Here is a 20306-nt window from a genome sequence, read left to right on the forward strand (position 1 = left end):
CGTGGGCTCGCATGGCGCCCCTCTGGCGCTGACTGTTGGCGATCCCTCAGGTATCGGCCCCGAAATCGCAGTCGCAGCCTGGCGGCTGCGCAACGAAGCGGACGTGCCCGCCTTCTATCTCCTCGGCGACCCGGCTTTGGTCGCCGCACGCGCTTCCGCGCTGGGCGTCGAAATCCAGATCGCAGAGACCGACCCGGCCAATGCTGCCGGGCAGTTCGCAGATGCGTTGCCGGTCGTGCCGCTGTCCGCTGCGCTGGTCGACGCGCCGGGCCAGCCCGACAAGCAGAACGCCGCCGGCATCATCGAGGCGATCGACCGTGCCGTGATGGACACGTTCGAAGGCCGCGCCGCTGCCGTCGTCACCTGCCCGATCGCCAAGAAGCCGCTCTATGACGCCGGCTTCCGCTTTCCCGGCCATACCGAATACCTCGCCCACCTCGCGAGCCAGAGGACCGGCTCCGCCGTCATGCCGGTCATGATGCTTGCCGGGCCGGAGCTTCGCGCCGTGCCCGTCACCATCCATATCGCGCTTGCCGACGTGCCGAGGGCGCTTACGACCGAGGCGATCATCGAGACCACCCGCATCAGCGCGCATGACCTGCGCACACGTTTTGGCATCGCCAGGCCGCGCATCGCCGTTTCGGGCCTCAATCCGCATGCCGGCGAAGGCGGTGCGATGGGCCATGAAGACGAACGCATCATCCGCCCGGCGATCGAGGCGCTGAAGGCGGAAGGTATCGACGTCTTCGGTCCCCTGCCCGCCGACACCATGTTCCATGCCCGCGCCCGCGCCGGCTACGACGCCGCCATCTGCATGTATCACGACCAGGCACTGATCCCGGCCAAGGCGCTCGCTTTCGACGAGACGGTCAACGTCACGCTCGGTCTGCCCTTCATCCGCACCTCGCCCGACCATGGCACCGCCTTCGACATCGCCGGCAAGGGCATTGCCCGGCCAGACAGCCTGATCGCAGCGCTGAAGCTGGCGCGCCGGCTGGCGGACGTTGGGGGCAAGTCATCATGAGTGCGGCCACCAGCATCGACGGCCTGCCGCCGCTTCGCGACGTCATCGAGCGCCACGGCCTGCAGGCCAAGAAGGCGCTCGGCCAGAATTTCCTGCTCGACCTCAACCTGACCAGCAAGGTGGCGCGGGCTGCCGGCGATCTCACAGGCGTCACCGTCATCGAGGTCGGCCCCGGCCCCGGCGGGCTGACACGGGCGCTGTTGATGAACGGCGCCAGGCGCGTCATCGCCATCGAGCGCGACGAACGCTGCCTCGCAGCACTGGCCGAGATTTCCAACCATTATCCGGAACGGCTGGAAGTGGTCTCGGGCGACGCGCTGAAGACCGATTTCGCGGCGCTCGCCGGCGGCGAGCCGACAAAGATCGTCGCCAACTTGCCCTACAACATCGGCACCGAACTGCTCGTCCGCTGGCTCACCGTCCAGGACTGGCCCCCGTTCTATCAATCGCTGACCTTGATGTTCCAGCGCGAGGTCGCCGAACGCATCGTGGCGAAGCCGGCGAGCCCGGCCTTCGGCCGCCTCGGCGTTCTCGCCGGCTGGCGCACCGACGCACGCATTGCCTTCGATGTGCCGCCACAGGCCTTTACCCCGCCACCGAAGGTCACTTCGTCCGTCGTACACCTGGAACCGCGTCAGGTGCCTCTGCCGGCCGACGTGAAGGTGCTTGGCCGTGTCACCGAGGCGGCCTTCGGCCAACGCCGCAAGATGCTGCGCCAGAGCCTGAAAAGCATGGGCGGCGAAAGACTCCTGGAAACCGTCGGCATCGACCCGACCCGCCGCGCCGAGACGCTCAGCGTCGAGGAGTTCGTGGCGCTGGCAAAGGCGGTCTGAGCGCCCGTCGCTCAGACCTTCTCGTCGAGCAGCTTCGAAACGAAATCGAACAATCCCGGCCGGCGGTCGCGGCGCAGGCGCTCGGCGGTGACGATCGCCTTGACCGAGGCAAAGGCCTTGTCGAGGTCGTCGTTGACGACGACGTAGTCATAGTCGCGCCAGTGCTCGAGCTCGACACGGGCGTTGTGCAGCCTTGTCTCGATCACCGCATCCTGATCCTCGGCGCGGCGGCGCAGGCGCGCCTTCAGTTCGCCCATCGACGGCGGCAGGATGAAGATCGAGACGATGTCGGCCCGCATCTTCTCCTTGAGCTGCTCGGCACCCTGCCAGTCGATGTCGAACAGCATGTCGCGACCTTGCGCCATGGCAATTTCGGCCGGCTCGCGCGGCGTGGCATAGTAGTTGCCATGCACCTCGGCCCATTCGAGCAGAGCGTCGGAGTCGCGCAGCCGTTCGAAATCGCGCATCGAGCGGAAATGATAGTGCATGCCGTCGATCTCGCTGCCCCGGCGAGCGCGGGTCGTCACGCTGACCGACAGCTCGAGGCCGGGGTCGCTTTCCAGCAGGTTACGCGCGATGGTCGACTTGCCTGCGCCCGACGGCGAAGACAGCACCAGCATCAGGCCGCGCCGCCTGATGGCGTTTGAAGGGTTCTCGGCGCCCATGCGCTACTCCAGATTCTGAACCTGCTCGCGAAACTGGTCGACCACGGCCTTCAGTTCCAGCCCGATGGCGGTCACTGCGGCGGCGTTCGACTTCGAACATAGAGTATTCGATTCGCGATTGAATTCCTGCGCCAGAAAATCGAGCTTGCGGCCGATTGCGCCACCGCCAGATATCAGCGTGCGTCCCGAGGCGACATGCGTCTTCAGCCGGTCGATTTCCTCGCGAATATCGGCCTTCGTGGCGAGAAACGCCGCCTCCATGTTGAGCCGTGCCTCGTCGAGCGCCGGCGATGCCTCGAGCAGCAGACGCACCTGCTCGGCGAGCCGCTGGCGGATTTGCGCCGGTTCGCGCGACGGATCGGCCTCGGCCCGCAGCGTCAGCGCCTCGACGGTCGCGATATGGCCCGACAGCAGCCCGCGCAGGGCCTCGCCCTCGGCCTTGCGCGCCTCGACGAGGCCGGCAAGACCAGTCTCCAGGCAATTCATGATCGCCGCATCGATCGCCGCGCGCTGCTCTTCGGTTTCGACCGCCTCGGGCACATCGAAGACGCCGCGAAGCGCGAGCAACCCGTCGGCGCTCGCAGGCGCCGCGCCAAATTGTGTGACCAGCCGGTTGGCGAGTTCGGCGACGTCGCGCAGGAACACTTCGTTGATGACGGGCTGGACCATCGAGCCGCTGGCGCGGCTCACTGTCAGGGTTGCCTGCACGTTGCCGCGCGAAAAGCGCTTCTGGATGGCCTGGCGCACCGATGGCTCGAGACGTTCAAAGCCCTGCGGCAGGCGCAGGCGCACTTCCACGCTCTTGCCGTTGACCGACTTCACCTCCCAGGCGATGGCGGTTCCGTCATGCTCGGCCGCGACGCGGGCGAAGCCTGTCATGCTCTGCAGGTTCATCTGGCAGCGCGTCCCTGTTCTTGTTGCGCCACGCGGGCTGATGGCCGCGCGGCGAGCCTGTCCTACTTCTTGACGGCGTTCGTCGTCGTGGCGTCTTTCTTTGCCGGATCAGCCTCGCCGGCTGCCTTCTCGTCCTCGACGACCTTGCGCTGGAAGGCGCGCCAGCGCGCGACGTTCTCATTGTGCTCGTCCAGCGTCTCGGCAAAGACATGCCCGCCCGAACCGTCAGCCACGAAATACAGGTCCTTGGTCTTGGACGGATTGGCCACCGCCTCGAGCGAAGCCTTGCCCGGATTGGCAATCGGCGTCGGCGGCAGGCCCTTGATGGCATAGGTATTGTAGGCCGTCGGCTTGTCGATGTCTGAGCGGTAGATCGGCCGGTCGGCGGGCTTACCCTTGCCGCCGAAGATGCCGTAGATGATCGTCGGATCCGACTGCAGCCGCATGCCCTTGTTGAGGCGGTTGATGAAGACAGCTGCCACGCGTGAGCGCTCGTCGCCGCGGGCGGTTTCCTTCTCGACGATGGACGCCAGCGTCACGAATTCGTTGATGTCGGCCAACGGAAGGTCCGACGTACGGCGCTGCCAGATGGTCTCGACCAGTTCCTTCTGGTCGGCCAGCATCTTGTTGATGATCTGCTGGCGCGTAAGCCCGCGGGTGAAGCGCTGCGTATCCGCGGCAAGCGTGCCCTCGGCCGGCATCTCCGTCGGCATGTCGCCGGTAAGAGCCTCTTGCTCGGCGATGCGTTTCCAGGCCTGCTCGACGGTCAGTCCTTCCGGGATCGTCAGCGAGTATTGCACCGACTTGCCGCTCTTCAGGAGCTCCATGATCTCGTGCATCGAAGCGCCGGCCTGGATTTCGTATTCGCCTGCCTTCAGCGAGCCGTCGTTGCCGTAGGCGCGCACGCCCATCCGGAAGATGCGCGCATCGCTGATCAGTCCGCGCCGCTCGAGCTGGTCGGCGATGTCCTGCACGCCGGTCTTTTCCTTGACCAGGAATGTGCTGGGGACCGCCGACGGGCCCTCGCCGTTGAATTCCTGCTTGCCAAAATAGAGGGCTGCGCCGCCGGCGAGGATCACCAGCACCGCCGTCGACATCACGAAATTCATGAACACGACGATCTGGTTGCGCGAGGCACGCGAACGCTTGGGCGGCGGCGTGCCGATTTCCGGCCGCAGCGCTTCCTGCGCTGTCTTAGGAACGATCGGATTTGCCGGTGCGGCGCGCGCGGCACCTTCCCCTTGACCTGGCGTATTCATGCTCATTTTGCCTCGCCACTCCCTCTTGCGTCGAATCCCCGCCGGGAGACTAGAGCCGAATGTGGCAAAAATCGCGGCAAAGAGGGCGTTTAACGCCCCCTTCCCACAGAGTTGTCAGCCGTTGTAGCGCTGGAACACCAGCGAGGCGTTGGTACCGCCAAAGCCGAAGGAGTTCGACAAGGCGACGTCGACCTGCCGGGAGCGCGGCTTGTTCGGCACGAGATCGATGGCCGTCTCACGCTCGGGATTATCGAGATTGATCGTTGCCGGCACGATGTTGTCGCGAATGGCGAGGATCGAGAAGATCGCCTCGGCAGCACCGGCGGCACCCAAAAGGTGGCCGATCGACGACTTGGTCGATGACATCGAGACCTTGGAGGCGGCATTGCCGACGAGGCGCTCGACGGCGCCGAGCTCGATCGTATCGGCCATGGTCGAGGTGCCATGGGCGTTGATGTAGTCGATGTCGGCCGGCGAAAGGTTGGCGCGCTTGAGGGCGGCGGTCATGCAGCGGAACGCGCCGTCGCCATCCTCGGCCGGAGCCGTGATGTGATGTGCGTCGCCTGTCAGGCCATAACCGACAACCTCGGCATAGATCCTGGCGCCGCGCGCCTTGGCGTGTTCGAGCTCTTCGAGCACGACGACGCCTGCGCCCTCGCCCATGACGAAGCCGTCGCGGTCGCGGTCATAAGGGCGCGAGGCCCTCTCGGGGTCGTCGTTGCGCCCGGTCGACAGTGCCTTGCAAGCGGCGAAGCCGGCAAGCGACAGGCGTGCCACCGGCGATTCAGCACCACCCGCCACCATCACGTCGGCGTCGCCGAACATGATCAGACGAGCTGCGTCGCCAATGGCGTGCGCGCCGGTCGAGCAGGCCGTGACCACGGCATGGTTGGGGCCCTTGAGCCCGTGCCGGATCGAAACCTGGCCAGAGACCAGATTGATGATCTGGCCTGGAATGAAGAAGGGGCTGATGCGGCGCGGGCCGCGTTCGTTGAGGATCAGCGCGTTTTCGGCGATGCCCTCGATGCCACCGATGCCCGAACCGATCATGACGCCAGTCGCGTTCTGCTCGTCCGGTGTCTTGGGCGCCCAGCCCGAATCCTTCAATGCCTCGTCTGCGGCCGCGATCCCGTAGAGGATGAAGTCGCCGATCTTGCGCAGTTCCTTGGGTTCGAGGACTGCTTCGGGATTGAAGGTATTGTTCGTGCCGTCACCCCTGGGGATGACATTGGCGATCTTGCAGGGGAGGTCTTCGACCTCGAACTCCGTGATCCGCCTTGCGGCGCTACGGCCGGAAAGAAGCTCTTTCCAGCCGTGCTCGTAGCCCATGCCGAACGGTGAAAGCAGGCCAAGGCCCGTGACAACCACACGCCTCATCGCAGGCATCCCTGACAATTCGCGATCGCTCAGGCCGAAGCCTTGTCGATGTACTTCACGGCGTCGCCAACGGTGAGGATGGTCTCGGCCGCGTCGTCGGGGATCTCAACGCCGAATTCTTCTTCGAACGCCATAACGAGCTCGACCGTGTCGAGGCTGTCCGCGCCCAGGTCGTCGATGAAGCTTGCAGCTTCAGTCACCTTGTCGGCGTCGACGCCAAGATGTTCGATGACGATCTTCTTGACGCGCTCTGCGGTGTCACTCATGTGGGCATCCTCAGTCTGGTGTTTGTTAGGTCTTCGTTAGCGGGCGGAATGCCGCTAATCAAGCAGTAATCTACGCTTTCCCAAGCGCTCGGGCAGCGGTCCGTCTTCGGTCCGGCCACCTGATGGAGCGCGGCAATACACGAAATCTTGACCGCGTCCAAGGCAAAAGGGCCAGTTATCCCGGCCAATCGGCCCAATCAGATCATCGCCATGCCGCCGTTGACGTGAATTGTCTGGCCGGTGACATAGGCAGCTTCGTCGGAGGCGAGGTAGGCGACGGCCGAAGCAACTTCCTTGCCGGTGCCCATGCGCTTGGCCGGGATCGCAGCCATGATCGCCTCTTTCTGCTTGTCGTTGAGCTTCTCGGTCATTGCCGATTCGATGAAGCCGGGGGCGACGCAGTTGACGGTGATGTTGCGGGTGGCGATTTCCTGGGCGAGCGACTTGGAAAAGCCGATCATGCCGGCCTTCGAGGCGCAGTAGTTGGTCTGGCCGGGGTTGCCGGTGACGCCGACCACCGAGGTGATGTTGATGATGCGGCCATGGCGGCGGCGCATCATCGGATGCGTCAGCTCGCGCGTCAGGCGGAACATCGCCGTCAGGTTGATCTCGATGACCGAGTCCCAGTCGGCGTCGGACATGCGAACGAATAGGCCGTCCTTGGTGATGCCGGCGTTGTTGACCAGGATGTCGACACCTTCGAGTTCGGCCTCGGCCTTCTGGCCAAGCGCCTTGACCTCGTCGCGGTCGGCGAGGTTGGCCGGAAACAGCTTGACGCGGTCACCGAGCTCATTGGCCAGCGCCTCGAGCTTTTCGACGCGGGTGCCGTGCAGGCCGACGATGGCGCCCTGCGCGTGCAAGATGCGAGCGATTTCCTCGCCGATGCCACCGGATGCGCCGGTGACGAGTGCCTTGCGGCCGGTCAGATCGAGCATTTTTCCAATCCCTTCCAGAGCACACCCTTCACACGGGTGGGGTCACAGTATGTTTTAGACGAGCGCGGCGATTGCCGCCTCGACGTCGGCCGGGTTGTTGACCGCGGCCGTGGCGATGTCCTTGTTGATGCGGCGGGCGAGGCCCGAGAGCACCTTGCCGGCGCCCACTTCGTAGAGCGTGGTGACGCCGTTGTTGCCGAACCATTCGACGGTCTCGCGCCAGCGGACGCGGCCGGTCACCTGTTCGACGAGGCGGGCGGCGATCTCTTGAGGATCGGTGATCGACTGGACCGAGACATTGGCGACGACCGGGACGATCGGCGCATGCTTCTTCACGCCGGCAAGCGCCTCGCGCATCTTCTCGGCAGCCGGTGCCATCAGCGCGGAATGGAACGGCGCGGAGACCTGCAGCATCAGCGCGCGCTTGGCGCCCTTTTCGGTGCACAGCTTGGCCGCGCGTTCGACCGCCGCCTTCTCGCCGGAGATGACCAGCTGGCCGCCGCCATTGTCGTTGGCGATCTGGCAGACCGAACCCTCGGCTGCTTCGGCGCAAGCCGCGTCGACATCGGCCTGCTCGAGCCCGATGATCGCAGCCATGGCGCCCTGCCCGGCAGGTACAGCGGCCTGCATGGCATCACCGCGAATGCGTAACAGCCGCGCAGCGTCGGCCACAGAAACGAACCTTGCGGCAGCAAGCGCCGAATATTCGCCCAGCGAGTGGCCGGCGACATATGTGACCTTGTCCTTGAGCAACAGGCCGCGTGCTTCGAGCGCCCTGAATGCAGCCATCGAAACAGCCATCAGCGCCGGCTGGGCATTGGCGGTCAGCGTCAGCGTTTCCTCGGGACCTTCCCAGATCAGCTTCGACAGCTTTTCGCCAAGTGCATCATCGACCTCCTCGAATACCCGTCGCGCTTCCGGGAAAGCATCGGCCAATTCCTTGCCCATGCCGACGGCCTGGCTGCCCTGCCCTGGAAAAGTAAATGCAACGGCCATATTCGTCTCCTGGCTGCTGGCGCATCGCCTCAGGCCATTCCGGCCCTTTCGGCGCGATGCGCAGACATAACAAACCGAAGTACGCGTGCCGCCCCCAGGGAACGTCGGGCACTCCGGATCGCTGTGGCTCTGGCGCAATGCGCCCTGTCAAGTCAAGCCTTGTGCGTCCCGAGGCCCGAAACGGGCCGATAATCACACATGATTAAGCCGAAACACGATTTGTTGGCCAACGCTTCTCAATTTTGCCATAAGCCCTAGCTTCTGCATGACAGTTTGATGACGTTCAGGTGACGTTCAGGTGACCGCTGCATGATGAGGCCGTCATAAAGCCGAGGAAGTCGAGTTGGGAAGTGTAGTCGATAAGGCCGCAAGGAGTGTTGAGGACGCGAAGCAGACCGCGTCCGACCGGCGTGCCTATGCCTTGGGCGTACTGCGCTCGGTGATGGTCACGCTCGCCGTTTCGGCGGTGCTGGTCTTCGCCATCGAATACATCGCGCGCGGCTCCTTCGTCGACACGCTCAATTTCTTCCAACAGCCGTTCAAGCCGAGCTGGACCACGGTGGCGCTCTTTGCGCTGCTGCTGGTTGGCCTCGATGCCTTGCTCGGCCGGCCGCATAACGGCCTGCTGATCGTCGCACCCGTGGCGCTGCTGCTCGCCTTTGTCGGGCATCAGAAGTCGCTCTATCTCGGCGACCCACTCTACCCGACCGACTTTCTCTATGCCCGACAGATCGTCGAACTGATGCCGTTGCTGGTGCGCGAGCGCCCGATGGCCGGCGTCGGCATCGTCGTGGGCCTCGTCACCGGCATTGCGCTCCTTGTCCTTGCCTGGCGCTACTGGCGCCGCCGCATGCCGGCGCTGACGTTCTGGGCACGCATCTCGCGCCTCGCCATCGCCATTCCCGCCCTCGCCTTCTTCGTCTCGATCATGGACTACGCGACCTTCTCGTGGACGCGCGACCGTCTCCAGATCATCCCGATGATGTGGGACCAGAAGGAAAACTACAATTCCAACGGCTTTGCCATCGCGTTTGCGCTCAACGTGCCGATGGCCAAGGTCAAGGCGCCGCACGGCTATTCCGAAAAGGCTGTCGACGCCATCGCCCGGCCGGACCAGGCCGCCGCCGTCCTGCCCGAGGAAAAGCCCGACGTCATCATCGTGATGAGCGAATCCTTCTGGGATCCGACGCGCCTGCCCGGCGTCTCGATCACGCCCGATCCGATCGCAAACGTGCGCGCGGCCCAGTCCGGCCATGTCTTTTCGCCGGAATTCGGCGGCATGACCGCCAATGTCGAGTTCGAGGCGCTGACCGGCTTCTCCAACGCCTTCCTGCCGGCCGGCTCGATTCCCTACCAGCAATATGTCCGCGCGCCGGTGCCGTCGCTTGCGACGTTCTTCAAGAGCGAAGGCTACGAGACCAAGGCCATCCACCCGTTCGGCGGCTGGTTCTGGAACCGCGCGCCCGTCTACAAGGCGTTCGGCTTCGACCAGTTCATGTCGGAGGAAAACCTGCCGCTGCTGGCAAAGCGCGGGCCGCTGGTGTCCGACGCCGCTCTGACCGAAGAGATCATCCGCGAGGCCGATGCGACCGAGCATCCGTTCTTCTTCTTCGCGGTCTCGCTGCAGAGCCACGGCCCCTACGAGCCGAACCGCTACAGCGACACCACCCACAAGGTTGAGGCGGCAACGTCACCCTGGGCACGCGAATCGATCCTGACCTATGCCGAAGGTGCATCGGACGCCGACCGCAGCCTCAAGCGCCTGATGGACTGGGCCAGCAAGCGCAAGCGCCCGACCGTGATCGCCTTCTTCGGCGACCACCTGCCGCCGCTCGGCCCCGTCTATGTCGAGACCGGTTTCATGAACGAGCCTGTCGCCAAGCGCAAAGCGGCGATCGGCGAGATGCTGGTCCAGCACGAGACGCCGTTGGTCGTATGGTCGAACCGGACGGGTGCTGCGCAAAACATCGGCTCGATCAGCCCGGCCTTCCTGCCGCTGCACGTGCTCGAAACCGCCGGAATCAGCCACCCCTACTACACCGGCTTCCTCGGCGACCTGCACGAGCGCTTCCGCGTCGTTGACCGCAACGTGCTTCTGCCGAAGGCCGGCGAGTCGGTGTTCGACTGGTCGCGCCAGAAAGAGATCGACCCGTCGATCCGCGATTACCGCTGGCTGCAATACGACATGATGTTCGGCAAGCGCCGCGGCGCCAAGCCGTTCTTCCCGGAGACGGTCGACAAGGTGGTTGCCGACCGCACGCGTTCGCCCCTGTTCCTGCGTCCGGAGGCTCTGGGTTGAGGCCCGAAGCCGCCGAAAGGGCCGATTTCGGCGGGTTTCTTGGTCCCGCCCCTTGCCTTGAAGGCACTTTGCCTGTAGACGCCCGCCATCTGCCGGTCCCAGCTGGGGGCTGAACGGAGGGCCGGAGGTTTTCTCGAAAGCCGCCGCGTGAAGCGAAAACGCTTCCGCCTCCCGTGTCTCCGCTCTCGACCGTCTCGTCGTGCTCCTTTCTTCTCCTGAGATGGCTTAGGCCTTCGACGGATCAGGGAGGTCGCAGAGGCTCTAGCCGCCGGGACCGGAAGATGGAAACGAAGAAAGGCAAAAACTATGGCTCTTTACGAACATGTGTTTCTTGCCCGCCAGGACCTCTCGCAGCAGCAGGTCGATGCACTTGTCGAACACTACAAGGGCATCATCACTGCAGCTGGTGGATCGGTTGGCCGGGTCGAGAACTGGGGACTGAAGTCCCTCACCTACCGCATCAACAAGAACCGCAAGGCGTACTACACGCTCATGGACATCACTGCTCCGTCGGCTGCCGTCAAGGAAGTCGAGCGCCAGCAGGGCCTGTCCGAAGACATCCTGCGCTTCCTCACCATCAAGGTCGAGGCGCATGAAGAAGGCGTCTCCGCCATGATGCAGAAGCGCGAAGAGCGCTCCGAGCGTGGCGAACGCGGTGGCTTCGGCGACCGTCCGCGCAGCTTCGGCGATCGTGACCGTGGTGATCGCGGCCCGCGCAGCTTCGGCGACCGCGATGGCGGTGGTGACCGTGGCCCGCGCCGTCCGCGCGAAGGTGTTGAAGGGGGTGCAGAATAATGGTCGACATCAATCAGATCCCGACCCGTCGTCCCTTCCATCGCCGCCGCAAGACCTGCCCGTTCTCCGGCGCCAACGCTCCGAAGATCGACTACAAGGACGTGCGTCTGCTGCAGCGCTACATTTCCGAGCGCGGCAAGATCGTTCCTTCGCGCATCACCGCCGTCAGCCAGAAGAAGCAGCGTGAACTCGCCCAGGCGATCAAGCGCGCCCGCTTCCTCGGCCTGCTGCCCTACGTGGTGAAGTAAGACATCCGAAGCGGGCGGTTCGCTGCCCGCTTCCTCCCCCCGCGACGGGCGCGGTCGGGCGAATTTCAAATCCCGGGTTGGACCTCCAAAGAGGACCTAACTGCCGCGACAGGCAGGACAGCGAAACCGGCGGCAACGCCCTTCCCTGCTTCCTTGCCCGTTGAATTTTATTCGCTGCCTTTGCAGCCAACGAAAGGACAAGGAAAATGGACGTCATTCTCCTCGAACGCATTTCCCGCCTCGGCCAGATGGGCGACACCGTCAAGGTCAAGGACGGCTTTGCCCGTAACTTCCTGCTGCCCAAGGGCAAGGCGCTCCGCGCCAACGAAGCCAACAAGAAGAAGTTCGAAGGCCAGCGCGCTCAGCTCGAAGCCCGCAACCTCGAGCGCAAGTCGGAAGCCCAGCAGGTTGCCGACAAGCTTGACGGCAAGACCTTCGTGACCGTCCGCTCGGCTGGTGAAACCGGCCAGCTCTACGGTTCGGTCTCGACCCGCGACATCGCCGACCTGCTGGCCGCCGAAGGCTTCACGGTTGCACGCAACCAGGTCGAGCTCAACCAGCCGATCAAGACCATCGGCCTGACCAACGTGGCAATCTCGCTGCACGCCGAAGTCGAAGTCACCATCACGCTGAACATCGCGCGCACGGCCGACGAAGCCGAGCGTCAGTCGAAGGGCGAGACGCTGACCACTGCCGAAGCCATCTACGGCGACGACATCAACGAAAACGCCCGTCCGGACAGCTTCTTTGACCCGAACGAAGACGGCGAAGGCGACGAGGGCTGATCTCAGCCTCAGTTGTCAGATCCAGTTTTCTGGACCAAGCCCGGGTGGAAACACCCGGGTTTTTTTGTGCCAGGTGGAACTTGAACGTGCCCGCGCTAGTTACCAGCTTCTGACAATAGGACTGACACATCGCGAGCATTGCCCATGAACGTGTTGCTGCAGCGCATTTTCGCAAAACTCGTACGCACAGGAAACCTGACCGTCACCGGGCCCGATGGCCGACCGCATCGCTTCGGCGACGGCAGCGGCGAACCCGTCCACATGCTGATCCGAACGCGGCGAGCCGAACGGGCCATTACCTTCGATCCGACATTGGCCGTGCCAGAGGCCTACATGGACGGCGAGATGGACATCGTCGAGGGCGACATCTTCGGCTTCATGCGGATCGCCTTCCAGAATCTCGGCAACGGCACGGTCGATGCCGCCTGGTCACGCGCCATCGAAGGCCTGCGGGTAGCGTTGCGCCGCTTCCAGCAGGTCAACACCGCGGCGCGCGCGAAACGCAACGTCGAGCGTCACTACGACCTTTCGGGCGACCTCTACCGGCTCTTCCTCGACAGCGACATGCAATATTCCTGCGCCTATTTCGCCGAACCCGAAATGACGCTGGAAGAGGCCCAACTGGCCAAGAAGGCGCATATCGCCGCCAAGATGCGGCTCAAGCCAGGCCACTCGGTGCTCGACATCGGTTCTGGCTGGGGGGGGCTCGGGCTCTACCTGGCGCGCTCGTTCGAAGCGCAGGTTCTGGGCGTCACCCTTTCCACCGAACAGCACGCGGTGGCGACTGAACGCGCCCAGGCCGAAGGGCTCGACGGCCACGTCCACTTCGAAATCCGCGACTATCGCGATCTGGTCGAGCGCTTCGACCGCATCGTGTCGGTCGGCATGTTCGAGCATGTCGGCGTCAACCATTACCGTACCTTCTTCGACAACGTCGCCAAGCGGCTGAAACCCGATGGCGTGATGGTGCTGCATTCGATCGGCCGTTTCGGCCCGCCGACGGCGACCAGCGCCTTCATCCGCAAATACATCTTCCCGGGTGGCTACATTCCTGCCCTGTCGGAAGTGCTGCCGGCGATCGAGAAATCGGGACTGATGGTCACCGACGTCGAAATCCTGCGCCTTCACTATGCCGAGACGCTGAAGCACTGGGGCAAGCGTTTCGCCGCCAACCGTGACAAGGCCAAAGCGATCTATGACGAGCGCTTCTGCCGGATGTGGGAATTCTATCTCGCGGCTTCCGAAGCCGCCTTCCGCTGGCAGGACCTGATGGTATTCCAGATCCAGCTCACCCATCGCAACGACACGCTGCCGCTGACCCGCGACTATATCGGCAAGTGCGAGAAAGCGCTCGCCATGCACGAGATGGCGCATCGCGAGACGACGCCGGCTGGCAAGACCACCCGTCGCGGGAAGGTCGGCGACAAGGAGTGAAGCTCGCCCTTGCCTCGGCCCCGGCCGTCGTAGGAGATAGGCCCGTTGCCATTCGCACCGGGCCTTCTTCATGACCTACACCATCTATGCTGCCGCAGCTCTTGCCGAAATCGCCGGCTGCTTTGCCTTCTGGGCATGGTGGCGGCTCGACAAGTCGGCCCTGTGGCTCATCCCCGGCGTCATCTCGCTGATCGCCTTCGCATGGCTGCTGACCCTGGTCGAAGCCAATGCCGCGGGCCGCGCCTACGCCGCCTATGGCGGCATCTACATCGCGGCGTCGCTGGGCTGGCTGTGGCTTGCCGAAGGCGTACGCCCGGATCGCTGGGACATTATCGGCGCCGCAGTCTGCATCGCCGGCGCCTCGATCATCCTGCTGGCGCCACGCGGGGCTTGAGCAGGATCACAGAGCGGCCGGCGTCGACGCCCCTTACCATTTGACGCTGAGACCGACATTGCCTTCAAAGACGCGCTTCTGCTCGCCGCCGATATTGGTGGTGTAGTCAGCGGTGGCAAACATGCTGGTATGTTCGCTCAGCTTCGCAATCACGCCGCCGCCGAACTCGACTGACGTCCCGCCGGTCTCGACGGCAATCGGGTCGCCGCCGAGGCTGATGCCCCCCTCACCGTCGAATTCATGCCAGATGTTGGCCTTGAGGTACGGCTTCAGCGTCGCGGCTTCGGTCTGGAAGAGACCTTGCAACCGCACGCCCAGCCGACCGGTCAGCACATCGTCGGAATTGAACGACACCGTCGAAAAGCTGTCGGCCTGGTCGTCAAGCGACAGATGTTGCCAGACCAGTTGGCCCTGCGGCTCCAGTGTCCACTCCGGCGTCAGTGCGATGGGATAACCGCCCTCCAGCGAAGCAGTGACCCCGGTTCCGCCGACGTCGAGGTTTTCGCCGCCACTGGAGGTGACATCGCCACCGTACCAGGTGCCCATCAGCACGGCATCGAGGTACCAGCCGCCTGGGCCGACATGGGTCCAATTGGCACCCAGGCTGGTACCGTTCGCGTTGATATCGCCGAAATCGGCTACCGGCCCGGCGATCGTCGGCGACTTCACGTCGCCGCTGATGCGCGTGTGGCCGACAAGCAGGCCGATACGGTCGTGATGGCCGCTATCCGTTTCCCAGCCATAGATGTCGAGGCCGGCCTGCATGCCGAACAGCGTGCCGTCGAAGCGCGGTGTCAGGGTTCCGGTCCAGGACATATCGACACTCTGGCCAAAGACACGCCCCCATGCAGCCGGCATCTGCCCGGCACCCTGTACTTCGGGCTGCTCGCCGCGGCGCTCATGGAATGTGCCCAGCGTCGACATGGCGAGGTAGTGCGCGAGTGGCGAGATCACCGCGTAGGTCGGAACCTCGCCACGGAAGAGCGGCATCGCTCCTCCTTCGAGCCGTTCGGGATTGGGCAGCGGTGCCGACTCGGCCGGGTTGAGCACCAGTTGCGGCGTCTCGGTCGGCGGAGGCGGCGTCGGCTCGCCGGTAACCGGTGGTACTGGCGGTGCTTCAGGCGGCGTATCCCCCGGCAGCACCGGCGGGGTCGGGTCAGTGGGCGGGGTAACAGGATCGCCCTCGCCCGGAATCACCACCGGCGGTATCACCGACGTCGGCGGCGGCGGTGCCGTTTCGGGATCGACGGGCGCAGGCTGAGGGTTCGGTTCGATCGGAGAAGGCCCCGGCGCTGGCTCGGGACTGGTCGAGGACATCGTCGAGCGCAGATACCAGTTTTGGCCTGCACCCGCAGCGTCGCCCTTGAACAGCATATACTCGTAGGCGCCGGCGGCCACTCGACTGGCAAGTGCGAAGGCACCTCCGGTCGTCGCACCGCCGATCGCCTCGACCACCAGAATGCCATCCGCGACAGTCAATCCGCCGGCACCGCCGGCATTGACGATCTCGATGCCGGTCGAGCCCGTCGCGGTGCCACCGGATATCACCAGCTTGTCCGAGGCCGAGCCGTCGCTGCCGAGCACAGTGTCGAGGAACAGCAGTCCGCCATTGCCCTGGTAGTTGCCATTGATCGTGAACGTATCGCCAGTGCCACCACCGCCATTGGTCAAGTCGATGCGGCCGGCATTGATGACGTTTGCCAGCCCAGTGACGGCCAGCACGCTTGCATTTTGACCACCGCCGAAAAGGGTGCTGGTGGCATCGACCGTCAGCGTACCGGTTCCGGTACCGGCGTCGCCGAGCACAAGATTACCGTCGAAGGTCAGTTCGGTGTCGTTGGTGGCGTCGATCCTTTCCCAATTCTGGAACCGCGCAATGCCGGCCGCCGATACATTGTCGAAAGTCAGGCCGTCCGTGCCGTCCCCGCCATTGACCGCAACAGTCGCGCCGATGTTTGCGTTGCTGAGATTGCTGAGCTTTGCCGTGTCGTTGTCACCGCCAAGATCGACAGTGCCGTAGATGATACCGCCGCCGTCCCAGGTGAAAGTGTCCGTGCCGACGCTCAGCAGCACGCTGCCGCCGACGGAGCCGCCTGTCACAGTCACGCTATCGGTGCCGCCACTGACGCTGATGTTGCCGCCGATCGTACCGCCTGAAAGGATGATGGTGTCATCGCCGAAGCCGGTCACAAGGTTCTTGTCGATCGTGCCGCCAGACATATCGAACAGGTTGTCGTCGAGCTTCATGTTGACGCGACCGATGCGGCCGCCGGTCATGTATGCCGTGTCGCCATCTTCGAAGAAATCGACGATACGGCCGCCAGACATGAAGAATGTGTCGAGACCATCACCTTGGCTGAGCGACTGGATCTGGCCGCCGCTCATCAGGAAGTCGTCGCTTCCGCCGCCTTGCTGGACGTTGCCTGTGATGGCGCCGCTGTGGACCTCAACGCGGTCGACAAAACCGCCAAATACGACGTTGCCATTGATCGTGCCGGCACCACCACCCGGCATGGTCAGCGTGTTGGTGCCGTTGGTGTCGGTCAGCCCTCCGCTGGCACCACTGTCGCAGACATAAATGCTGTTGCCGGCGGTCGGCGTCAGGTCGCAGGCGGCAAAGCCTGCCTGCGTCGAACCCAACAAAACCATGGCGGTGGATGCCAGCCAGCCGAATCGCGCCGGTGCCGGATGAAAAATGCGCATGTTGCCTCCTCAAGCAGGGCAGGCCGACGCCGCAGCAGCGCGCGTTTCGGCCACTGGTGCCCTTCCAGCATATGCATCGCCATGTGCCGCATCGCGAGGCGTATGCCGTCGGAAGTCAAGGATCACCGCATAACCGAGTAAAATCAACCACCTTATGTATACAAACTACCTTTAGATTGTTCTGGACACTTTCTTGGTAAATGCAGCGATCGGCTACATATTCCTGTTCTGTTCCTGTCGATACACAGCTAGAATCGCCCCGATTCGCGTCAACCGGAATCCGTCATCGCACCGGCCGTCCCTGTGGACGAGTGTGAATAGTGGTGGCCAGTTGAAATGACGATGGACGGCTTGTGGCCTGGCTCTGGTACTGCAGATGCTCGGCAACGGACGGGGAAGACATTGGCTGAGGCAGCACGCAAGTTCGAAGTGGCGGAAACCCCGCTCTACCGGGAAGCCCCGAACAACATCGAGGCCGAGCAGGCGCTGCTCGGCGCGATGCTGGTCAACAACGACGCCTTCTACCGCGTCTCCGACTTCCTCAAGGCGACCCATTTCTACGAGCCGTTGCACCGCAAGATCTTCGAGGTCTCGTCCGAGCTGATCCGCATGGGCAAGATGGCGAACCCGGTGACCATCAAGACCTTCCTGCCCGCCGACGAGAAGGTCGGCGACATGACGGTCTCGCAATATCTGGCCGCCCTTGCGTCCAATGCCGTCACCGTCATCAACGCCTCCGACTACGGCCGCGCCGTCTATGACCTTGCCACGCGCCGTGCGCTGATCACCGTCGGCGAGGACATGGTCAACATCGCCTATGACGCGCCGGTCGACATGTCGCCGTCCGAGCAGATCGAGGATGCCGAGCGCCGCCTGTTCGAACTCGCCGAGACCGGCCGCTATGACGGCGGCTTCGAAAGCTTCTCCGATGCGGTCAAGACCGCGATCGACATGGCCAGCGCCGCCTATATGCGCGACGGCCATCTGTCTGGCGTTGCCAGCGGCCTTCACGATCTCGACGCCCGCATGGGCGGCCTGCAGTCTTCCGACTTGATCGTGCTTGCCGGCCGCCCCGGCATGGGCAAGACCTCGCTCGTCACCAACATCGCCTTCAACGTCGCCCACGCCTATGTCCCGGCGCAGCAGGCAGACGGCTCGTTCAAGGCCGAGAACGGCGGCGTCGTCGGCTTCTTCTCGCTCGAAATGTCGTCCGAACAGCTCGCCACCCGTATCATTTCCGAGCAGGCCGAAGTGCCCTCCTCCAAGATCCGCCGCGGCGATCTCACCGAGGCAGATTTCGAAAAGCTGGTCAGCTGCACCCAGACGCTGCAGAAGATTCCGCTGTTCATCGATTCGACCGGCGGTATCTCGATCGCCCAGCTCGCCGCGCGTGCCCGCCGCCTCAAGCGCCAGCGCGGCCTCGACGTCATCATCATCGACTATATCCAGCTGATGCAGGGCTCATCGGCCAAGTCGTCGCAGAACCGCGTGCAGGAAATCACCGAAATCACCACCGGCCTCAAGGCGCTGGCAAAGGAGCTCAACGTTCCGATCATCGCGCTGTCGCAGCTGTCGCGCCAGGTCGAAAGCCGCGACGACAAGCGTCCGCAGCTCTCCGACCTTCGCGAATCAGGCTCGATCGAGCAGGACGCCGACGTGGTGCTGTTCGTCTATCGCGAGGAGTACTACCTCAAGAACAAGGAGCCGAAACCCGGCACCGACGAATATATCAAGTGGGAAGGTGACATGGCCGAAGTGCGCGGCAAGGCCGAGGTCATCGTCGCCAAGCAGCGCCACGGCCCCACCGGCACCGTCAGCCTCGGCTTCCAGGGCGAATTCACCCGCTTCTTCGACCTCGCGCCCGAGCATCACCTGCCGGAGAGGTTTGGAGAACAGTAGGCCTTGGCAAACGCAGCGCCTCTTCCCGCCAAGGGGTTCGACCCATCCCAATCAGTATTGCATCGCACCCATGGCTAAAGCGCGCGTTCAGTTCATCTGCCAGAATTGCGGCGCAGCGCACCAGCGCTGGGCCGGCAAATGCGATTCCTGCGGCGAGTGGAACACGCTCGTCGAGGAAGGCACTTCCGGCGGCATCGGCAGCGGCCCGGGCGCGCTGAAGAGCGCCCGCAAGGGCCGCCCCGTCACCCTGACCTCGCTCGACGGCGACATCGAGGACGCACCGCGCATCGTCTCGGGCATCGGCGAACTCGACCGCGCCACCGGCGGCGGCTTCGTTCGCGGCTCGGCGCTGCTGATTGGTGGCGATCCCGGCATCGGCAAGTCGACGCTGCTCACCCAGGCGGCGGCGGCACTCGCGTCGCGTGGCCACCGCGTCGTCTATGTCTCGGGTGAAGAAGCCGTTGCCCAGATCAGGCTGCGTGCCCAGCGCCTCGGCGTCGCCTCCTCGCCGGTCGAACTCGCCGCCGAGACCAATGTCGAAGACATCCTGGCCACCATTGCCGACGGCAAGCGGCCGGACCTGGTCATCATCGATTCGATCCAGACGCTGTGGACCGACCTTGCTGATTCAGCCCCCGGCACCGTCACCCAGGTGCGCGCCTCGTCCCAAGCGATGATCCGCTACGCCAAGTCGACAGGTGCCGCGGTGGTCCTTGTCGGTCACGTCACCAAGGAAGGCCAGATCGCCGGTCCCCGCGTCGTCGAGCACATGGTCGATGGCGTTCTTTATTTCGAAGGCGAAGGCGGCCACCACTTCCGCATCCTGCGCACCGTCAAGAACCGCTTCGGCCCGACCGACGAGATCGGCGTCTTCGAGATGTCCGACAAGGGCCTGCGCGAGGTCGCCAACCCGTCCGAACTGTTCTTGGGCGAGCGCCATGCCAAGGCACCGGGAGCCGCCGTCTTCGCCGCGATCGAAGGCACACGGCCGGTGCTGGTCGAGATCCAGGCCCTCGTCGCTGCCTCCACGCTGGGTACGCCACGTCGTGCGGTCGTCGGCTGGGATTCGTCGCGGCTGTCGATGATCCTCGCCGTGCTCGAGGCCCATTGCGGCGTCCGATTCGGCCAGCACGACGTCTATCTCAACGTCGCCGGCGGCTACCGCATCTCCGAGCCGGCTGCCGATCTGGCGGTCGCTTCCGCACTGGTTTCCTCGCTCACCGGTCTTGCCCTGCCCGCTGATTGCGTCTATTTCGGCGAAATCAGCCTTTCTGGCGCCGTGAGGCCGGTTGCGCATGCGCAGCAACGCCTTAAAGAGGCCGAAAAGTTGGGCTTCGGAAGGGCAGTCCTGCCCGCCGGCAGTGGGGACATCGCAGGTGGAATCGGGGCCGGATCGTTCCAGCCGACCGCACTCGCGGATCTGGTGGCGCGGATAGCCGGCTCAAGACGAAGCCGAGCGGAAGAGACGGACTAAACCGTCGTCAGGGAGTGAGAGACACT

The 20306-nt window shown here is 64.2% G+C and carries 18 protein-coding genes; 10 read left to right on the forward strand and 8 right to left on the reverse strand.

Annotated elements, in window-relative coordinates; all coding sequences use genetic code 11:
• Nucleotide 1: 1 nt before the first annotated feature.
• Both pdxA and rsmA read left to right on the forward strand, forming a co-directional pair.
• A complete protein-coding gene (gene pdxA / locus GGQ99_RS09245) occupies nucleotides 2-1024 on the forward strand; it encodes a 4-hydroxythreonine-4-phosphate dehydrogenase PdxA (RefSeq protein WP_183262179.1) in 1023 nt (340 codons plus the stop codon).
• Nucleotides 1021-1857, forward strand: a complete 837-nt coding sequence (gene rsmA / locus GGQ99_RS09250; RefSeq protein WP_183262181.1) for a 16S rRNA (adenine(1518)-N(6)/adenine(1519)-N(6))-dimethyltransferase RsmA — start codon at nucleotides 1021-1023, stop codon at nucleotides 1855-1857. The genes pdxA and rsmA overlap by 4 nt, the downstream gene beginning before the upstream one ends.
• An 11-nt stretch (nucleotides 1858-1868) precedes the next feature.
• Here rsmA and gmk read toward each other — a convergent pair whose 3' ends face one another.
• The 7 genes from gmk to fabD all read right to left on the reverse strand — a co-directional run bounded on the left by gmk (nucleotide 1869) and on the right by fabD (nucleotide 8249).
• Nucleotides 1869-2522: a guanylate kinase gene (gene gmk / locus GGQ99_RS09255; RefSeq protein ID WP_246389456.1), complete on the reverse strand. Its 654-nt coding sequence runs from the start codon at nucleotides 2520-2522 to the stop codon at nucleotides 1869-1871.
• Between the two features lie 3 nt (nucleotides 2523-2525).
• Nucleotides 2526-3416 (reverse strand): YicC/YloC family endoribonuclease, encoded by an 891-nt coding sequence (locus GGQ99_RS09260; RefSeq protein ID WP_183262183.1) that lies wholly within the window; start codon nucleotides 3414-3416, stop codon nucleotides 2526-2528.
• A gap of 62 nt (nucleotides 3417-3478) precedes the next feature.
• Nucleotides 3479-4681 (reverse strand): endolytic transglycosylase MltG, encoded by a 1203-nt coding sequence (mltG, locus tag GGQ99_RS09265; protein WP_183262185.1) that lies wholly within the window; start codon nucleotides 4679-4681, stop codon nucleotides 3479-3481.
• A gap of 108 nt (nucleotides 4682-4789) precedes the next feature.
• Entirely contained in the window at nucleotides 4790-6052 is a 1263-nt protein-coding gene (gene fabF, locus GGQ99_RS09270; RefSeq protein ID WP_183262187.1) for a beta-ketoacyl-ACP synthase II, read from the reverse strand.
• A gap of 29 nt (nucleotides 6053-6081) precedes the next feature.
• Nucleotides 6082-6318: an acyl carrier protein gene (locus GGQ99_RS09275; protein WP_055978681.1), complete on the reverse strand. Its 237-nt coding sequence runs from the start codon at nucleotides 6316-6318 to the stop codon at nucleotides 6082-6084.
• 197 nt (nucleotides 6319-6515) lie between these two features.
• Nucleotides 6516-7253, reverse strand: a complete 738-nt coding sequence (gene fabG, locus GGQ99_RS09280) for a 3-oxoacyl-[acyl-carrier-protein] reductase (RefSeq protein ID WP_108608703.1) — start codon at nucleotides 7251-7253, stop codon at nucleotides 6516-6518.
• Between the two features lie 54 nt (nucleotides 7254-7307).
• Nucleotides 7308-8249 (reverse strand): ACP S-malonyltransferase, encoded by a 942-nt coding sequence (gene fabD, locus GGQ99_RS09285; protein WP_183262188.1) that lies wholly within the window; start codon nucleotides 8247-8249, stop codon nucleotides 7308-7310.
• A gap of 442 nt (nucleotides 8250-8691) precedes the next feature.
• Here fabD and GGQ99_RS09290 point away from each other — a divergent pair, with 442 nt between their 5' ends.
• The 6 genes from GGQ99_RS09290 to GGQ99_RS09315 all read left to right on the forward strand — a co-directional run bounded on the left by GGQ99_RS09290 (nucleotide 8692) and on the right by GGQ99_RS09315 (nucleotide 14204).
• On the forward strand, nucleotides 8692-10548 hold the full coding sequence (locus tag GGQ99_RS09290) for an LTA synthase family protein (protein WP_183262404.1): 1857 nt from the start codon (nucleotides 8692-8694) through the stop codon (nucleotides 10546-10548).
• 306 nt (nucleotides 10549-10854) lie between these two features.
• The gene (rpsF, locus tag GGQ99_RS09295) at nucleotides 10855-11343 is read left to right on the forward strand and encodes a 30S ribosomal protein S6 (RefSeq protein ID WP_108608706.1); all 489 of its coding nucleotides are present in this window, start codon (nucleotides 10855-10857) and stop codon (nucleotides 11341-11343) included.
• Nucleotides 11343-11591, forward strand: coding sequence for a 30S ribosomal protein S18 (gene rpsR, locus GGQ99_RS09300; RefSeq protein WP_018427106.1), 249 nt, complete (start codon nucleotides 11343-11345; stop codon nucleotides 11589-11591). The genes rpsF and rpsR overlap by 1 nt, the downstream gene beginning before the upstream one ends.
• A 206-nt stretch (nucleotides 11592-11797) precedes the next feature.
• Complete coding sequence (rplI, locus tag GGQ99_RS09305) at nucleotides 11798-12376, forward strand: 50S ribosomal protein L9 (RefSeq protein ID WP_108608707.1); 579 nt, start codon at nucleotides 11798-11800, stop codon at nucleotides 12374-12376.
• Nucleotides 12377-12520: 144 nt separating this feature from the next.
• A complete protein-coding gene (locus tag GGQ99_RS09310; RefSeq protein WP_183262190.1) occupies nucleotides 12521-13810 on the forward strand; it encodes a cyclopropane fatty acid synthase in 1290 nt (429 codons plus the stop codon).
• Nucleotides 13811-13880: 70 nt separating this feature from the next.
• Nucleotides 13881-14204, forward strand: coding sequence for a YnfA family protein (locus GGQ99_RS09315; RefSeq protein ID WP_183262192.1), 324 nt, complete (start codon nucleotides 13881-13883; stop codon nucleotides 14202-14204).
• A 33-nt stretch (nucleotides 14205-14237) separates the two neighbouring features.
• Here GGQ99_RS09315 and GGQ99_RS09320 read toward each other — a convergent pair whose 3' ends face one another.
• Nucleotides 14238-16907 carry an autotransporter family protein gene (locus GGQ99_RS09320; protein WP_183262194.1) on the reverse strand — a complete coding sequence of 890 codons (2670 nt, stop codon included), beginning with the start codon at nucleotides 16905-16907 and terminating at the stop codon, nucleotides 14238-14240.
• Nucleotides 16908-17309: 402 nt separating this feature from the next.
• On the opposite strand from GGQ99_RS09320, the gene GGQ99_RS09325 reads away from it, so the two are divergent.
• Nucleotides 17310-18806: a replicative DNA helicase gene (locus GGQ99_RS09325; RefSeq protein ID WP_108608711.1), complete on the forward strand. Its 1497-nt coding sequence runs from the start codon at nucleotides 17310-17312 to the stop codon at nucleotides 18804-18806.
• Nucleotides 18807-18876: 70 nt separating this feature from the next.
• Nucleotides 18877-20280: a DNA repair protein RadA gene (radA, locus tag GGQ99_RS09330; protein WP_108608712.1), complete on the forward strand. Its 1404-nt coding sequence runs from the start codon at nucleotides 18877-18879 to the stop codon at nucleotides 20278-20280.
• Nucleotides 20281-20306 lie beyond the last annotated feature (26 nt).

It is taken from the genome of Aminobacter niigataensis (genome assembly GCF_014200015.1).
GTDB lineage: Bacteria > Pseudomonadota > Alphaproteobacteria > Rhizobiales > Rhizobiaceae > Aminobacter > Aminobacter niigataensis.

What these genes read in the sequence shown, in the direction of transcription:
- rsmA (WP_183262181.1), top strand. Translation starts at nt 1,021, where the DNA reads ATGAGTGCGGCCACCAGCATCGACGGCCTGCCGCCGCTTCGCGACGTC.
- gmk (WP_246389456.1), bottom strand. Translation starts at nt 2,522, where the DNA reads ATGGGCGCCGAGAACCCTTCAAACGCCATCAGGCGGCGCGGCCTGATG.
- GGQ99_RS09260 (WP_183262183.1), bottom strand. Translation starts at nt 3,416, where the DNA reads ATGAACCTGCAGAGCATGACAGGCTTCGCCCGCGTCGCGGCCGAGCAT.
- mltG (WP_183262185.1), bottom strand. Translation starts at nt 4,681, where the DNA reads ATGAGCATGAATACGCCAGGTCAAGGGGAAGGTGCCGCGCGCGCCGCA.
- fabF (WP_183262187.1), bottom strand. Translation starts at nt 6,052, where the DNA reads ATGAGGCGTGTGGTTGTCACGGGCCTTGGCCTGCTTTCACCGTTCGGC.
- GGQ99_RS09275 (WP_055978681.1), bottom strand. Translation starts at nt 6,318, where the DNA reads ATGAGTGACACCGCAGAGCGCGTCAAGAAGATCGTCATCGAACATCTT.
- fabG (WP_108608703.1), bottom strand. Translation starts at nt 7,253, where the DNA reads ATGCTCGATCTGACCGGCCGCAAGGCACTCGTCACCGGCGCATCCGGT.
- fabD (WP_183262188.1), bottom strand. Translation starts at nt 8,249, where the DNA reads ATGGCCGTTGCATTTACTTTTCCAGGGCAGGGCAGCCAGGCCGTCGGC.
- GGQ99_RS09290 (WP_183262404.1), top strand. Translation starts at nt 8,692, where the DNA reads ATGGTCACGCTCGCCGTTTCGGCGGTGCTGGTCTTCGCCATCGAATAC.
- rpsF (WP_108608706.1), top strand. Translation starts at nt 10,855, where the DNA reads ATGGCTCTTTACGAACATGTGTTTCTTGCCCGCCAGGACCTCTCGCAG.
- rpsR (WP_018427106.1), top strand. Translation starts at nt 11,343, where the DNA reads ATGGTCGACATCAATCAGATCCCGACCCGTCGTCCCTTCCATCGCCGC.
- rplI (WP_108608707.1), top strand. Translation starts at nt 11,798, where the DNA reads ATGGACGTCATTCTCCTCGAACGCATTTCCCGCCTCGGCCAGATGGGC.
- GGQ99_RS09310 (WP_183262190.1), top strand. Translation starts at nt 12,521, where the DNA reads ATGAACGTGTTGCTGCAGCGCATTTTCGCAAAACTCGTACGCACAGGA.
- GGQ99_RS09315 (WP_183262192.1), top strand. Translation starts at nt 13,881, where the DNA reads ATGACCTACACCATCTATGCTGCCGCAGCTCTTGCCGAAATCGCCGGC.
- GGQ99_RS09320 (WP_183262194.1), bottom strand. Translation starts at nt 16,907, where the DNA reads ATGCGCATTTTTCATCCGGCACCGGCGCGATTCGGCTGGCTGGCATCC.
- radA (WP_108608712.1), top strand. Translation starts at nt 18,877, where the DNA reads ATGGCTAAAGCGCGCGTTCAGTTCATCTGCCAGAATTGCGGCGCAGCG.